10 protein-coding genes are annotated in these 15527 nt (G+C 74.9%); all 10 read right to left on the reverse strand.

Annotation, left to right across the window (positions count from 1 at the left end; translation table 11 throughout):
* Nucleotides 1–944, reverse strand: a 944-nt coding sequence (locus tag ACIRFH_RS35775; protein ID WP_403530528.1) for a homocysteine S-methyltransferase family protein, incomplete at its 3' end; no start/stop codon positions are given.
* The gene (locus ACIRFH_RS35780) at nucleotides 941–2005 is read right to left on the reverse strand and encodes a carbohydrate kinase family protein (RefSeq protein ID WP_403530531.1); all 1065 of its coding nucleotides are present in this window, start codon (nucleotides 2003–2005) and stop codon (nucleotides 941–943) included. The genes ACIRFH_RS35780 and ACIRFH_RS35775, both read right to left, overlap by 4 nt.
* Nucleotides 2006–2042: 37 nt before the next feature.
* Nucleotides 2043–3251 carry a methionine adenosyltransferase gene (gene metK / locus ACIRFH_RS35785; protein WP_403530534.1) on the reverse strand — a complete coding sequence of 403 codons (1209 nt, stop codon included), beginning with the start codon at nucleotides 3249–3251 and terminating at the stop codon, nucleotides 2043–2045.
* 70 nt (nucleotides 3252–3321) lie between these two features.
* A complete protein-coding gene (locus ACIRFH_RS35790; protein ID WP_403530537.1) occupies nucleotides 3322–5445 on the reverse strand; it encodes a condensation domain-containing protein in 2124 nt (707 codons plus the stop codon).
* A gap of 209 nt (nucleotides 5446–5654) precedes the next feature.
* On the reverse strand, nucleotides 5655–6389 hold the full coding sequence (locus ACIRFH_RS35795; protein ID WP_403530540.1) for a LuxR C-terminal-related transcriptional regulator: 735 nt from the start codon (nucleotides 6387–6389) through the stop codon (nucleotides 5655–5657).
* Between the two features lie 131 nt (nucleotides 6390–6520).
* Nucleotides 6521–7375 (reverse strand): 4'-phosphopantetheinyl transferase family protein, encoded by an 855-nt coding sequence (locus ACIRFH_RS35800; RefSeq protein ID WP_403530543.1) that lies wholly within the window; start codon nucleotides 7373–7375, stop codon nucleotides 6521–6523.
* Nucleotides 7376–7454: 79 nt separating this feature from the next.
* Nucleotides 7455–9215 carry an acyl-CoA dehydrogenase family protein gene (locus tag ACIRFH_RS35805; RefSeq protein WP_403530546.1) on the reverse strand — a complete coding sequence of 587 codons (1761 nt, stop codon included), beginning with the start codon at nucleotides 9213–9215 and terminating at the stop codon, nucleotides 7455–7457.
* A 351-nt stretch (nucleotides 9216–9566) separates the two neighbouring features.
* Nucleotides 9567–9749 carry a DUF5302 domain-containing protein gene (locus ACIRFH_RS35810; RefSeq protein WP_403530549.1) on the reverse strand — a complete coding sequence of 61 codons (183 nt, stop codon included), beginning with the start codon at nucleotides 9747–9749 and terminating at the stop codon, nucleotides 9567–9569.
* A 93-nt stretch (nucleotides 9750–9842) separates the two neighbouring features.
* Nucleotides 9843–11342, reverse strand: a complete 1500-nt coding sequence (locus tag ACIRFH_RS35815; protein ID WP_403530552.1) for an MFS transporter — start codon at nucleotides 11340–11342, stop codon at nucleotides 9843–9845.
* A gap of 72 nt (nucleotides 11343–11414) precedes the next feature.
* Nucleotides 11415–15443 (reverse strand): SDR family NAD(P)-dependent oxidoreductase, encoded by a 4029-nt coding sequence (locus tag ACIRFH_RS35820; protein ID WP_403530554.1) that lies wholly within the window; start codon nucleotides 15441–15443, stop codon nucleotides 11415–11417.
* Nucleotides 15444–15527 lie beyond the last annotated feature (84 nt).

The raw sequence follows: 15527 nt of genomic DNA on the forward strand, positions 1-15527 counted from the left end.
TCCACGACCTGCCGCAGGTGCTCGGGCGTGGTACCGCAGCAGCCGCCCACCAGGGACAGCCCGTACTCGCGGACGAACGTCTCCTGCGCGTCGGCGAGTCCCTCGGGGCCGAGGGGGAAGTGGGCGCCGTCCTTGGTGAGGACGGGCAGGCCGGCGTTGGGCATGCACAGCAGGGGGATGCGCGAGTGCCGGGCCAGATAGCGCAGGTGCTCGCTCATCTCCGCCGGGCCGGTGGAGCAGTTCAGGCCGATCATGTCGATGCCGAGCGGCTCCAGCGCGGTCAGCGCCGCGCCGGCCTCCGAGCCCAGCAGCATCGTGCCGGTGGTCTCGAAGGCCATCGAGCACAGCAGGGGGACGTCGGCTCCGAGGGCGTCCATGGCCCGGCGGGCGCCCACGATCGCCGCCTTGGTCTGCAGCAGGTCCTGGGTGGTCTCCACCAGCAGGGCGTCGGCGCCGCCGGCGACCAGACCCTCGGCGTTGGCCTGGAAGCCGTCGCGGACGGTGGTGTAGTCGATGTGGCCGAGGGTGGGCAGCTTGGTGCCCGGGCCGACCGAGCCGAGGACCCAGCGCTGCCGGCCGTCCCGGGCGGTGAACCCGTCGGCCACCTCACGGGCGATGCGGGCGCCGGCCTCGGACAGCTCGTGGACGCGGTGGGCGATGTCGTACTCGGCCATCGCCGCGTGGTTGGCGCCGAAGGTGTTGGTCTCCACGCAGTCGACGCCGGCGGCGAAGTACTCCTCGTGCACCGAGCGCACGATGTCGGGCCGGGTGACGTTCAGGACCTCGTTGCACCCTTCCAGCTGCTGGAAGTCCTCCAGGGTCGGATCCTGGGCCTGGAGCATGGTGCCCATCGCCCCGTCGGCGACCACCACACGGGTGGCGAGCGCCTCGCGGAGCGCGGACACGCGGGCCCGGCTGTCGGCGGAAGTGCGGGGCCCGGTCATGCCGTGCCTCTCAGGGCCGGGGCGCGGTCGGCGGACACGCCGAGTGCGGACGCGAGGGCCGCGGTCCCGCGGTCGGCGGTCATACGGTCCAGCGCGGGGGCAAGTTCGGCTGCCGCGTCGGTGCCGTAGGCGCGGGCCGCCGTGTCGAGCAGCCGTGTCCGGTCGGCGCGGTAGGTCTGGGAGCCGACGGCGGCGAGGGCCTGCGCGGCCATGGCGCAGCCCAGCCGGGCGGCGGGGACGGTGTCCAGGCCGCGCGCGACGCCGCCGAGGAACCCGGCGCGGAAGGCGTCGCCGCCGCCGGTCGGGTCGACCACCCGCACTCCGGGCACTGCGGGCACGGTCAGCGTCGGCTCGGCGGCGCGCTCGATGCGCACCCCGTCGCCGCCGAGGGTGGTCACCCAGGCACCGACCCGCAGGAGGACGCCCTCGCGGGACCACCCGGTGCGCTCCAGCAGCAGCGCGGCCTCGTACTCGTTGGTGAACAGCCAGCGCGCCCCGTCGACCAGGTCGCGGACCTGGCGGGGTTCGAGCCGGGCGAGCTGCTGGGAGGGGTCGGCGGCGAAGGGCAGGCCGAGGCGACGGCAGTCGGCGGTGTGCCGCAGCATCGCCTCGGGGTCGTTGGGGCACACCAGCACGAGGTCGGGCCGCTGCGCGGCCGGCGGGCCGACCCGGCCCAGGTCGATGTCGCGGGCCTCCTGCATGGCGCCCGCGTAGAACGCGGCGATCTGGTTGGCGTCCTGGTCGGTCAGGCACAGGAAGCGGGCGGTCTGGCGGGTGCCGGAGACGTGGACCGTCCCGGTGTCGACGCCGTGCTTCTTCAGCCAGGCCTCGTACTCGGCGAAGTCGTCGCCGACGGCGCCGACGAGCAGCGGCGCGAGGCCGAGTCCGCCGAGGCCGAAGGCGATGTTGGCCGCCACCCCGCCCCGCCGCACCTCGAGCGTGTCGACGAGGAAGGAGAGCGAGACATGGGCGAGCTGGTCGGGGATCAGCTGATCCGCGAACCTGCCGGGGAAGACCATCAGGTGGTCGGTGGCGATGGAACCGGTGACGGCGATGCGCATGCCGGGATCTCCTCGGGGGGCGTCGGGGCGGGCCGCGTCAGTGGCCGGCCGCGTCCCGGAGCAGCTGGGCGCGGTCGGTGCGCTCCCAGGTGAAGTCGGGCAGCTCGCGGCCGAAGTGGCCGTAGGCGGCGGTCTGGGAGTAGATCGGGCGGAGCAGGTCGAGGTCGCGGATGATGGCGGCCGGGCGCAGGTCGAAGACCTCGGCGACGGCGTCCTCGATGCGCTGCTGGGGAACGCGGCCGGTGCCGAAGGTCTCCACGAACAGGCCGACCGGCTCGGCCTTGCCGATCGCGTACGCGACCTGGACCTCGCAGCGGGAGGCGAGGCCCGCGGCGACGACGTTCTTGGCGACCCAGCGCATCGCGTACGCGGCCGAGCGGTCCACCTTGGACGGGTCCTTGCCGGAGAAGGCGCCGCCGCCGTGGCGGGCCATGCCGCCGTAGGTGTCGATGATGATCTTGCGGCCGGTCAGACCGGCGTCGCCCATCGGGCCGCCGATCTCGAAGCGTCCTGTCGGGTTGACCAGCAGGCGGTAGTCGTCGGTCTCGAGCTTGATGCCGTCCTCGGCGAAGCGGGCCAGGACCGGCTCGACGACATGGGTACGGATGTCGGGGGTGAGCAGCGTCTCCAGGTCGATGTCGCCGGCGTGCTGCGAGGAGACGACGACCGTGTCGAGGCGGACGGCCTTGTCGCCGTCGTACTCGATGGTGACCTGGGTCTTGCCGTCCGGGCGCAGGTAGGGGACGGTGCCGTCCTTGCGGACCTCGCCGAGGCGGCGGGAGAGCCGGTGGGCGAGGTCGATCGGGACCGGCATCAGCGTCGGCGTCTCGTCGGTGGCGTAGCCGAACATCAGGCCCTGGTCACCGGCGCCCTGCCGGTCCAGCTCGTCCTCGTCGCCCTCGACGCGGTTCTCGTAGGCGGTGTCGACGCCCTGCGCGATGTCCGGGGACTGCGCGCCGATCGAGACGGACACGCCGCAGGAGGCGCCGTCGAAGCCCTTGGCGGAGGAGTCGTAGCCGATCTCCAGGATCTTGTCGCGGACGATCTGGGCGATCGGCGCGTACGCCGTCGTGGTGACCTCTCCGGCGATGTGGACCTGGCCGGTGGTGATCAGCGTCTCGACGGCGACCCGGGCGCGCGGGTCCTCGCGCAGAAGCGCGTCGAGGACGGCGTCGCTGATCTGGTCGGCGATCTTGTCGGGGTGGCCCTCGGTGACGGACTCCGAGGTGAACAGGCGACGGGACATGACTCTCCAGAGGTTGACGTCTCACGACGGCCTGGGGGCCGTCCGTACGCCGTCGCCGAGCGGCCGGGGTTCAGGGACGTCCGGCTCGTGCGGCGACGGTTTCGAGCATCCGGGCGAGCGGGGCGGCGCCGGTCGTGGCGCCGGTGAGCACCACGAGCGGGGAGCGGCCGCCGTTCGCCGCGATCAGCCGGGCGATCTCGCAGGCGGCGCTGCCGCCGCCGGAGAACGCGCACAGCACCAGCAGACCGCCCCCGTCGGCCAGTGGCCGCAGCGCGTTGTGCCGGGCCCGGGCACCGCCGGGCACGCTGCGCAGCAGGACGATCGACTCGGGGCCCCGGTAGGCGGCGGCGAGCCGTTCGTAGCGGGAACGGGGGGTGTCGTGCGTCTGCACCAGGCAGACGATTCCGGCGCCGGGGTCGGCGGCGAGCCGGAGCGACACCAGCGGCAGGTCGGCTCCCTCGCCGGTCCCCGGGGCCCGCGACGGCCTGCGGGGCCCGACGGGGTCGGGGTCCTCCTGCGGTGCCGGGCGCCGCCCGGCCATGCCGTCCGCGCCGGCCAGCAGGCGCAGCAGGTCGGCGACGGTCGTGGAGTCGCCCGGCAGGTAGGGCAGTTCGCCGAGCAGCAGCGCGCTGTGCGTGAGCACCTCGGCGGCGTCGGTGTGCAGGCCACGGTCGTAGGACGCGGTCAGCTCCAGGCCGCCGTCGCCGCCCTGGTGGGCGACGAGCGTGACCGAGAAGGCGGTGTGCGCGCCCAGCGGCTCGGGCCGCTCCACCCGCACGCCGTGCGCGGCGAGTTCCTCCGTGAGGTCGTCGGCGGGGTGCGGCCTGCCCTCGAAGACGAGAAGGCTGCCGTCGGCGGGCAGACCTCCGTCCGGGCCGGTGCCGTCCGCCGCCGACCAGGTGCGGGCCTGGCCGGGCGAGACCCATTCGTACGACGTCACGCCCAGGGTGCGGTCGCGCAGTTCGGCGAGCAGGGTGGCGACGGTGCGGCCGGGGTCGACCTCGACGCTGAGCGGCAGCGGGGTGCGCAGCGCGGCCGGGAGGCGGTCGGCGCCCTCGAAGAGGATGCCGCGCCCGGAGGCGGTGACGCCGAAGCGGACGCGTGCGGTGCCGTCGGCGCCGCTCGCCCGGTACAGCAGCACCGCCCACACGGCCTGGAGCGCACCGCTCTCGGTGCTGCCCAGGCGGGCTGCCCAGGCGGCCAGTCGCTCGGTCTGCTCCGCGGTCAGCCGGATCCGGGTGCGGCCGGTGCGTGCCGGACCGGATGCCGCGGCGAGCGGGACGGGCGAGACGGCGTCGGCGGGCGGGGCGCCCCGCGACCAGAAGTCCTGTGCGGGCGCGGTGTCCTGGTGGCCGAGCCAGCGGACGTAGTCGCGCAGATCGGGGCGGCGCTCACCACCGGGCAGCCGGCCGCCCGCCAGATAGGCGCGGTAGAACTCGCGCAGCAGCAGCCGCGCGCTCCAGTCGTCGATCAGGGCGTGGTGGTAGGTGAGCAGCACCCGGGCGGGCGTGCCCGGACCGCTGCCGGCCGCGGTGCCGCCGAGGACGGTGACGCGCAGGCCGCAGGGGCGGCGCGGGTCGAGGCCGCGCCGTACGTCGTGTTCGACCAGGTCGTTCCAGCGGACGGAGCCGTGCGGCAGCCACAGCACGTCGGCGTTGACGTCGTCGTGCAGCACCAGCAGCGGCTCGGGCCCGTCGTCGAAGGCGGCGCGCAGCACGCTCTCGCGGTCGACGACGGACTGCCAGGCGGCGCGGAACCGGTCCGGGTCGAGCGGCCCGTGCCAGGCCCACGACAGCCGCTCCACATGGCGGCCGGGGTGGGTGTCGGCGTCGGCGAGCAGTTCGCGCATCAGCGGTGTCGGTGCGAGCGCCCGGGTGACGCGGGCGCCGCTCGTGGGCGGGCCGGTCAGCAGGTCGGCGAGCAGTCCGTAGGGGAACGGGTCACCGGCCGCATCCGGGTCCTCGGCGGTCAGGCGCAGGACGTGGTGGCCGCGGCCGTGCCGGTCGATCCGGTGCCGCAGGGCGGGCGCGCCGGGGACGCGGACGGCGGCCTGGTCGAGCGCCGCCTGCAGCCGGGCCTCGTCCAGCGGGCCGTGCAGTTCCAGGAGCGGCTCGGCGCACGGAGCCGCTCCGAGGTCGACGACGACGCAGGTCGTCTCCCCGTCCGGCGGGGGTGGGGTGTGGTTGGCGGTCATCGGCTGTACGGGGCGCGTACCTGTCGTGGCCGCGCGTACGGCGTGCGGTCGACGCGTACGGCTTGTGTGCACGACCTCGGTGTACGGCTGAAGGCCCCCTCCCTCCCCTCTGTGCGAGCGCCCCATGAGTATGTGCGGGGCCGCCCATACGGACCTGATACGGCGCTGACACCGTGATGGACGGTGCGGCCGGCCGTCGTGTCCGGGGCTCAGGCCAGGGTGCGCAGCCCCGTCTCGAAGGCGTAGATCGTGGCGTGGACGCGGTTGCGCAGGCGCAGCTTGCCGAACAGGTTCTGCACGTGGGTCTTGACGGTGTGCTCGGACAGGGTGAGCCGGCCGGCGATCTCGGTGTTGGTCAGTCCGCACGCCAGCAGCTCCAGCACCTGGCGTTCGCGTCCGGTGAGCGCCTCGGGGCCCACGCCGGAGACGGCGCCGCGCTCCTGGCCGCACGGCTCGTCGGCGGGCGGGGCGGCCGTCGCGTCCCGCCGCGGCGGGTCGTCGGGCTGGACGCGGTAGCCGGCGGCGGCGAGGACGAGCGCGGAGGCCAGCTGGTCCGGGGTGGCGGTGTCCGGCAGCCGGCAGCCGCGGCCGGGCCCCTCCGGTGTGCCGCCGCCGACGACCACCAGCCGTGGCTGCGGCGCGTCCGCCGGGTGCCGGACCGGACGGCGGACCTGGTGGGCCGCGCTGTCGCCGTGCGCGAGGACCACGTCGGGGCGCAGGGCCGGCAGCCGGTCGAGAGTGCCGGGGTCCCCGTCGCCGACCAGGTGCACGGCGGGGTGATCCGCGAGCAGGGATCTGATGCCCGCGCGGGCCAGCGCGTCCGCCGCCAGGACGTACACCCGCACCGGGGTGCCCGGGGCGGCGGCCGTCTGCGGTGGGCCGGGCAGTACGTGCAGCGACGCGCGCCGGACCGGCCGGCGCACGGGGAAACCCGGTTCTGCCACGACGGCCTCCTCGTCCCTCACGTCCGTAACCGTCGCCGGGAACGCTAATCGGGCCCGGTGCGCGGGCGCCGGTTCCTCGACCGGTCCTGGACGCGGACGCGAGCGGGGCTCAGGGGCCGGCCGCCGTGAGGTCAGGGGGCGAGCAGGTCGGTGACGGCGCCCATGAAGCCCTCGTCGAGCATGGTGTGCGGGGCGGTGTCCCGGGCGGTGTCGAGGCCGGCGTCGTGGCAGGCGACGCTGATGAGGTAGCGGCCGAGTGCCCGGTGGGTGGCGAAGGTCCATTCGCCGCGGGAGGCGGGCCGGCCGTCGGGGGCGAGGAGCCCGCCGCTGCCGACGCCGAAGCCGAACTCGGTGAAACCGAGCCGCAGGCCCTGCCCGATGGCCTTGGTGTAGGCCTCCTTGAGGGTCCACAGCCTGAGCAGTCCGGCGGCGCGCTGTGCCTCGGGGAGCGGTTCGAGTTCGGCGCGTTCGGCGGGGGTGCACACATGGCCGTGGAGCAGGTCGAAGGACATGGAGCGGTCGGCGGGTTCGGCGTCGACGCCGATGCGGCCGTTGCGGCTGACGCCGACGGCGATCAGGTCGTCGGTGTGGGTGAGACTGATGTCGACCTGGTCGAGTCCGCGCAGATAGGGCCGGCCGCCGATCTTGTAGGCGAGGTCGAGTTCGCCGGCCTCGGCGTCCAGCGCGGCGGCGGCGGCGAACTTGGTGACGAGGCGTGAGGTGACGAACCGGAAGCGGACCAGCGGGTCGGCGGTCCGCCGGTAGCGCTGCCAGTCCCGGCCGAGCAGGGGCCGCAGTCCGGGGTCGGTGAGGGCGGGACCGAGCCACTCGCCCCAGGTCGCGAACACGACGGCGTTGCCGCGCAGTCGCATGCCCTCGCGGACCCGGTGCCAGGGGCCGTCGGGGCCGCCGACGTGGACGGGTTCGCTGATCCGGCCGGGGTCGTCGGGCACGCACGCCGGGTCGATGAGCGTGAGCGGGTTCACCTCGGTCCGCCCCTTCCGTGGGTCGTCGCGCGGGTCGTGTGCGGTCCGGGTGCGCCCGGTGGGCGGTGGTGGCGGGGCGTCACTGGGCGAGGACCGTGGCGTCCAGGTCGCAGCCGAGGCCGGCCCGGTAGCGGCGGATCAGTTCGTCCAGGACCTGCTGGGTGCAGCCCTCGGGCAGGTCGGGCACCGGGATGCCGAGCCGGGCGCCGATCCGGGACAGCGCGAGCACGGCCCAGGGGGCGTCGGAGAGGAACGGGTCGGTGCCGTCCTGGCCCTCCCAGACGCCGAGGACGGCGGCGGCGGCCACGACGAGGCTGTAGCGGTCGCCGAGCACGGCCACCGCCGGGTCGGCCGGAGGCCGCCCGCCGTGCCGCGGAAGCCGCCGGCAGGTCTCGCGCAGGGCGCGCAGTTCGGCGACGAACCCCTCGGCGAGTTCGGCGAGGACGGCGATCTGCCCGCCGACGCCCCGGGCGGGGGCGAGGCGTGCGGCGGAGCGCAGCAGGGAGGCGGCCATGAAGTCGCCGCCGCCCGCGATGCCGAGGGCCCGGTAGTCCAGCGGGGGCAGTTCGGCGCCGGCGCGGAAGAGCTCGGGCGGCGGTTCCTCCTCGGCGAACCAGGAGGTCTCGGCGAGGGTGCGCAGCTGCGGCACGATCACGGACTGGCAGGAGGCGGTGCCGGCGTGGCCGAGCCCGGCCACGGGCAGGTCGCGGACGAGTTTGTCGAGGGCTCCGTACTCGGGGCTGTCGTGTTCGTAGCCGCGTCCGCCGAGGACGGCGGCGAGCTCCTCGAGGTTCTCCCGCAGCAGGTCGGGGACGACGTATTTGACGGCGGCGGCGAACACATGGGCGCGGTCGGGCAGCAGGCCGAGGGCGCGCAGTGCGACGGTGGCCATGGCGTCGCAGGCCAGCAGGTCGGCGAAGACGCCGGTGAGCGGCTTGTGCCAGCGGCGGGCCACGGGTCCGCTGCGGCCGGTGGTGGCGGCGCGGACCGCGGAGTGCAGGACGGTGTCGGCGGCGGCGGTGACGACGCCGCAGATGACGCTGCGGTTGACCTGGAAGGTGCGCAGGGCGAGGGCGACGCCGTCGCCCACACCGCCGACGAGCGCGTCGGCGGGCACCGGCCGGTCCTCGAACTCCAGTCCGCCGAACAGGGCGCCGCGCATGCCCGAGGTCGTCACGCGCGGCAGACGCCGCACCGTGCCGGGCGGCGCGTCGGCGGGGTCGAGGACGAACACGGAGTGGCTGCGGGACCCGCGCGCGGGGTCGGTGCGGGCGTAGACGACGTGGGCGTCGGCGCGGGCGGCGTTGATGATCAGGTCCTTGCGGCCGGCGAGGAGGTGGCCGCCGCCGGGTGCGGGGCGGGCGGTGAACTCGTGGCGCAGGATGGCGTTGGCGTGGGCGAGCTCGTGGTGCAGGATCGTCGCCCGCCCGCCGCCCAGCAGCAGCCGGGCGAGGTGACGGCGCTGCTCCTCGTCGCCGGCGGCCCAGACGGCGCCGATCGCGAACAGCGAGGTGATGCCGTGGCCGAAGCCGAGTGCGACGTCGCGCCGGAAGACGGGCCGCAGGGTGCGGGCCAGCAGATCTGCGCGGGTGAGCCGGCCGCCGTACTCGACGGGCACGAACTCGGCGGCCAGGCCCGTCTCGTCGAGGAGTTCCTCGGTCTCGCGGGGCGGGGTGCGCCGGTCGTCGGCGGCGAACAGGGCGCGCAGGCCGTGCGGGTTGGCGGGGTCGTAGGGGTCGCCGAGCCGGGCCTCGAGCCGGGCGGCGCGCAGGCTCGCGGCCGCCTCCCAGTCGCCCCGTGCGGCGCCCGGCGCGGGTCCGGTCTCGACGGTGGTGGTCATGGCGCGGGGTCAGCCTCCTTCGTCCGGGACGGGCCGGTCGCGCGCCCGTACGCCACCCTCACCCCGCCGCCTCGCGGGCCGCTGGGGCCCTGCTCGAACCGCCGTCCAGGGACGGTTCGGGCGGCGCGCCGGACGTTGTCGCAAATTCGCTGCTCAGAGCCGTGGATTCCAGGGGTTCTCCATCACCCCTCCAGCGTTTCTCGAGCAATTCCCGAGTGCCGGGCGACCACATGTGCGGCACTTCCCGGAGATTGCGTCCCGCGCATGCGAAAGGGGCTGCCGCGGGCTCTTTTCTTCCAGTCGGTCGAAAAGAGCCCGCAGCAGCCCCGGGGCGCGTGTGCGGCGTGCCGCTCAGCCGGTCTTGCGCCGGAAGTAGCGCTTCTGACCGGCGGGTCCGCTCATGCCCTTCACCCGCAGCCGGCCGTCCTCGTGGGCCTGGCGCGCCCGGTTGGCGTTCGCCTTGCGGGAGAGGGCCTCACGGAATTTGGCCCGGTCGTCGTTCTCGAAGGAATTCGTCTCCGGAATTTCTGCCATACATGCCTCCTGTGGGAAATGCTCGACATCCAGGCTGGCACAGGAATCCCGCACCGGCCAGACGTCATTTCCGTCCGGGGAATTGAATTCGGCCTATGCCGGGTCGGGCACGAGGCCGCCGGCGGGGTCCGCCTGACGTTCGGCGGCCTCGGCGGAGCCGGTCTTCTTGCCGGCCGGCAGCAGCGGGGTGAGCAGGGCCACCAGAACGAACACGCCCGCGTTGTACCAGAGCGTGGCGGCGGTGGCGTCGCTGAAGCGTTCGGCGGTGCCGCCCGGCCCGGAGCCGGAGAGGCTGAAGAAGATCACGCCGACGATGGCGATGCCGGCGGCCGTGCCGAACTGGATGAGCGCGTTGACCACACCGGATCCCGCGCCCGCGTCCTGCTGCGGGACGTCGCCGAGGACGACGTTGGTGAGGATCGGCGAGCACAGGCCCATGCCGAGGCCGACGACGAGTTCGGCGCCCGCCACCTGCAGCCAGGTCAGGTCGGCGCCCTGGGTCTTCGTGAGCACGATCATCAGCAGGGTGCCCAGTGCCATGACGGTGGTGCCGAGGGCGACGAACGCGCGCCCGTTGGCGGTGCCCTTGCGCCAGGCGATCTGGAAGGTGGCGGTGATGCCGATCGGGAAGGCCACGGTGACCAGGGCGGTGCGGATCGCGGACCAGCCGAGTCCGAGCTGCATCTGGTAGGTCAGGACCAGGAAGAACGAGGTGATGCCGGAGAAGGCGAGCATCACCACGAACGCGCCCGCGGTGAACGAGCGGAGCTTGAACAGGGTGGGGGGGACCAGCGCGGAGGCGTCCCTGGCGTGCCGGCGGCGCTGGTAGAACGCGAACGGCACGAGGAGCGCGAGACCCACGCCCATCATGACGAACATCCAGGCGGGCCAGCCCTGTTCGCGTCCCTGGACCAGCGGGAACATCAGGCCGATCGCGGCCAGGCTGACCAGGGCGACACCGGGGATGTCCAGGCGCGTCGCCCGCTCGGAGCGGCTCTCGGGCAGACACCACGCGGCCAGCGCCACGGCGAGCACACCGAACGGGACGTTGACGAGGAAGATGGCGCGCCAGCCCAGGCCGAACACGTCCAGATCGGTCAGGGCACCCCCCAGCAGCGGACCGCTGACACCGCCGAGGCCCAGCACGGCGCCCATCATGGAGAACGCCATGACCCATTCCTTCTGCTCGAAGGTGGTCATGATGACGCTCATCACCTGCGGCACCATCAGCGCCGCCATCACGCCCTGCGCCAGGCGGCCGCTCACCAGCACGGTCGGAGAGGCGGCCACGCCGCACACCACCGAGGCCAGCGTGAAGCCGACCACGCCGGCGATGAACAGCCGCTTGCGGCCGTAGATGTCACCGAGCCGGCCGCCGGTGATCAGGAACACGGCGAAGGCGAGGGCGTAGCCCGCGAGGGTCCACTGCGCGGTGGCGAAGTCGGCGCCCAGGTCGTCCTGGATGCTGGGCAGGGCGACAGTGACGATCGTGGAATCGACGTTGTCGAGGAACGCTGCGAGCAGCACTACGGCGAGAGCCGCCCATTTGCGGCGGCCACCCGCCTGCGCAGGTGTCGTCTCTGTCGTGGACACTGTCACTTGATCAACTCCCGTAGGAACACGGTCGGGTGGGGGGACACGCCCCGGGCCGGGCCCGGGGCGCGGTCACAGACCGCCGAGGACGGCGTCGAGCGCCTCGTCCATCTCCTCGGCCGTCAGTTCTTCCGCGGCGCGCAGCACGTCGTCCGTTCCGGTGCCGGGGGTGTCGCCGCCGGCGGGGCGGGCGAGTTCCAGCAGCCGGTCCAGCAGGCCGCTCTGCCGCAGCCGCTCCGGGGCGACCCGGGCCAGCGCCCACTGGGCGGCCTGCGCCGGATCGGAGGGCGGGGTGTCGGAGGCGGCGGATCCCGCCGCCGCGGACGTGGACGGCGTGAGGGACAGCCGCCCGTGCAGGAAGTCGGCGATGGCCCGCGGCGTCGGATAGTCGAACGCCAGGGTGCTGGGCACGGCGACCTGCGTGTGCTTGGCGATGCGGTTCTTCAGCTCGACCGCCATCAGCGAGTCCCAGCCGAACTCCCGCATCGGCTTGTCCTGCGGCACGGGCGCCGTGAGGCCGAGCACCGCGGTGACCTCCTGCTGGACGAAGCGGCGCAGCGAGGTGGCGCGCTCCTCCTCCGGCAGGCCGGCCAGCCGGTCCCGGAACGCGGACGCCTGTTCCGCCGCCTGCCCCGCCTGCTTGGGCCGGGGCCGCACCAGGGCCCGCAGCAGAGCGGGCAGCCCGTCCTCGCCGGCCCGCTGCAGCACGCCCAGGTCGAGCCGGGCCGGCACCAGGTGCGGCTCGGGCCGCGCGAGCGCCGCGTCGAGGAGCGCGAGCCCTTGCTCCACGGTCATCGCCCGCGCGCCCTGGCGGCGCATGCGGGCCAGTTCGGCCTCGCCGAGCGCGGCGGTCATGCCACTGCCGCCCTGCGCCCACAGCCCCCAGGCGAGGGACTGCGCGGCGAGGCCGTGGCGGCGGCGGTGCGCGGCGAGCGCGTCCAGGAAGGCGTTGGCGGCACCGTAGTTGCCCTGTCCGGGCGAGCCGAGCGTGCCGGCCACCGACGAGAACAGCACGAACGCGGCGAGCGGGGCCTCGCGGGTCAGGTCGTGCAGATGCCAGGCGCCCGACAGCTTGGGGGCGAGCACCCGCTCGAACCGTTCGGCGGTCTGGTTGCGTACGACGCCGTCGTCGAGCACCGCCGCGAGGTGCACCACACCGGTCAGCGGGTGCTGCGGCGCGACCTCGGCCAGGGCGCGGGCGGCGCCGTCGCGGTCGGCGACGTCGCAGGCGGCCAGCCGCACCGACTCGGCGCCGGCGGCCCGCAGTTCGGCGGCCAGCTCGGCGGCGCCCGGTGCCGCGCCCCCCTGCCGGGAGGTCAGCACCAGGTGGCGCACGCCGTGACGGGTCACCAGGTGGCGGGCCACCTCGCGGCCCAGCTCGCCGGTGCCGCCGGTGACGAGCACGGTGCCGTGCGGGTCGAGGGCGGGCGGCGCGGTCAGCACGATCTTGCCGGTGTGCCGGCCCTGCGCCATGTGGCGGAACGCCGCGGGCGCCTCGCGCACGTCGTACGCCAGGTACGGCAGCGCCTCGATGGTGCCCTCGCCCAGCAGGGCCGACAGCTCGGTGAGCATCCGCTGCAGGTGGTCCGGCTCCAGCGACATCAGGTCGAAGGCGCTGTAGCGGACGCCGGGGTGCCGGACGGCGACCTGCCCGGCGTCGCGGATGTCGGTCTTGCCCATCTCCAGGAACCGCCCGCCGCGCGGCAGCAGCCGCAGGGAGGCGTCCGTGAACTCCCCGGCCAGCGAGTTGAGGACGACGTCGACGCCCTCGCCACCGGTGGTCTCCCGCCACAGCTGCTCGAACCCGGTGTCGCGGGAGGAGGCGATGCGGTCGTCGGCCAGGCCGAGCCCGCGCAGCGCCGCCCACTTGCCGGGACTGGCCGTGCCGTACACCTCGGCGCCCAGGTGGTGGGCGAGCTGCACGGCGGCCATGCCGACGCCGCCGGCCGCGGCGTGCACCAGCACCCGCTCTCCGGGGCGCAGTGCGCCCAGTTCGGTGAGCGCGTAGTACGCGGTGAGGAAGGCCAGCGGCACGGTGGCGCCCTGCTCGAACGTGAGCGTGTCCGGCAGCGGCGCCATCAGCCGTCCGTCGCCGCACACCTCGGTGCCGAACGCGCCGAGGGCCAGGCCCATCGCCCGGTCGCCGGGCCGCAGATGGCTCACCCGGGCGCCCGTCTCCACCACGACGCCCGCGAACTCCAGCCCCAGCGCGGGGGTCTCGACCATGCCGAGGGCGTTGAGCACGTCACGGAAGTTCATGCCCGCGGCGCGCACGGCGACCCGCACCTCGTGCTCGCCCAGCGGCCGGGAGGAGTCCACCGGCACCGCTTCGATGCTGTCGATGCTGCCCTTCTCCCGGATGTCCAGGTGCCAGGCGCCGTCGGCGGGAGGGGTGAGCGGGCCGCCGCGCCGGGCGGGCACGAGCCGCGGCGCGTACACGGCGGTGGCGCGCACCGCCAGTTCCGGCTCGGCGTCCAGGGCCAGCACACCGGCCGGCACGCCGGACACGGGTTCGGCGCCGTCCAGGTCGACCAGCCGCAGCACCCGGTCCGGATGCTCGCCGCGCACGGCCCGCACCAGGCCCCACAGCGGGGCGGCGGCCAGGCCGCCGACGACGTCCTCGGGCCGGGCGGCGACCGCGCCCCTGGTCAGCCAGACCACCCGGGCCCGCTCCAGACGCGGCTCGCCGAGCAGCCCCTGGAGCGTGCCGAGCGCGCCGAGCACGGCGGCCCGCGCGGAGGCCTGGACGTCATCACCGGGCGGCGTGTCGGCCGCGGTGGTCGCGTCCACGACGATCAGCGGGGCGTCCGGCCGGACGGCCAGCAGCTCGTCGAGGTCCGCGCACCACGGCACGCCCAGGGCCGCGGCCACCGACGTGTCGGGGCCGCCCAGCACGACGGTGCCCTCGGGCACGGCGTCGGCCGCGGGCGGGTCCACCGGCTGGAAGTCGACGCGGTACAGGTCGTCGGCGGCGGCCGGCGCGGTGACCCGCAGTTGCTCGGCACTCGCCTGCTGAACCTGGAGCCCGGCCGCGTACAGCACGGGCTCGCCGGCCGGGTCGGTGGCCAGCAGGGTGACCGCACGGCCGCCCTCGCCACCGCCGCCGGAGAGTTCGACGCGCACGCGCAGCTCGGTGGCGCCGGTCGCGTACAGGGTCACGTCCGTCCACGCGAACGGCAGCAGCACCGTGTCCTCGGGCCGCTCGCCGGTGTCCACCCCGGCGAGCGTGTGCAGGGCCGCGTCGAGCAGGGCCGGATGGATCCCGAAGCCGTCGTCGGCGCCGGGACCGCCGGTCTGCGGCGCGGGCAGGACGATCCGCCCGTAGGCGACGCCGTCGCGCCGCAGCAGGCCGGCCAGTCCGCGGAAGGCGGGCCCGTAGTGCAGTCCCTGACCGCCGAGGGTGTCGTAGAACCCTTCGAGGGACTGCGGCTCGGCGCCGGGCACCGGCCAGTCGAGCAGCTCGCCGAGACCCTCGTGGCGCGCGTCGGCGGTGTCGTCGGCCAGTTCGCCGGTGGCGTGCGCGGTCCATGCGCCGGGCTCCGCCGACGTCTCCGGCTGGGAGTGGACCGTGAACGTCCTGCGGCCGTCCTCGCCCGCGGCCCCGACCCGCACCTGGAGTCGCACGGGGGTGTCCTCGGTGAGGACGAGCGGCTGGGTGAGGGCGAGTTCGGCGACGCGTGCCGCGCCGACGGCGCGGGCGGCGGTGAACGCCAGCTCCAGCAGTCCGGTACCGGGGACGAGGACCGTGCCGAAGACGGCGTGGTCGGCGAGCCACGGCTGGTCGGCGAGCGCCAGCCGACCGGTCAGCAGGTGACCCTCGCCGTCGGCGAGCGCCACGACGGCCGCCAGCCACGGGTGTCCGGCCGGTACGAGACCGCTGTGCCGGGCGTCGGAGCGTTCGCCGCGTGCGGGCTCCAGCCAGTAGCGTTCGCGCTGGAAGGCGTAGGTCGGCAGGTCGACGGGCCGGCCGCCGGCCAGGACACGGTCGAAGGCGAGGTCCTCACCCGCGACGTGCAGCGCGGCCAACGCCCGCACCAGGACACGGACCTCGTCGACCACGTCACCCCCGGCACGCGGGGCACGCTGGGAAGCGACGAACACCGCCCCACCCTCCACACACCCGGCACCCATCGCCGACAGCACCGCCGCCGGACCACACTCCAGATACCGGCCCACACCAAAGGA

The organism is Streptomyces sp. NPDC093586 (assembly GCF_044764905.1).
GTDB lineage: Bacteria > Actinomycetota > Actinomycetes > Streptomycetales > Streptomycetaceae > Streptomyces.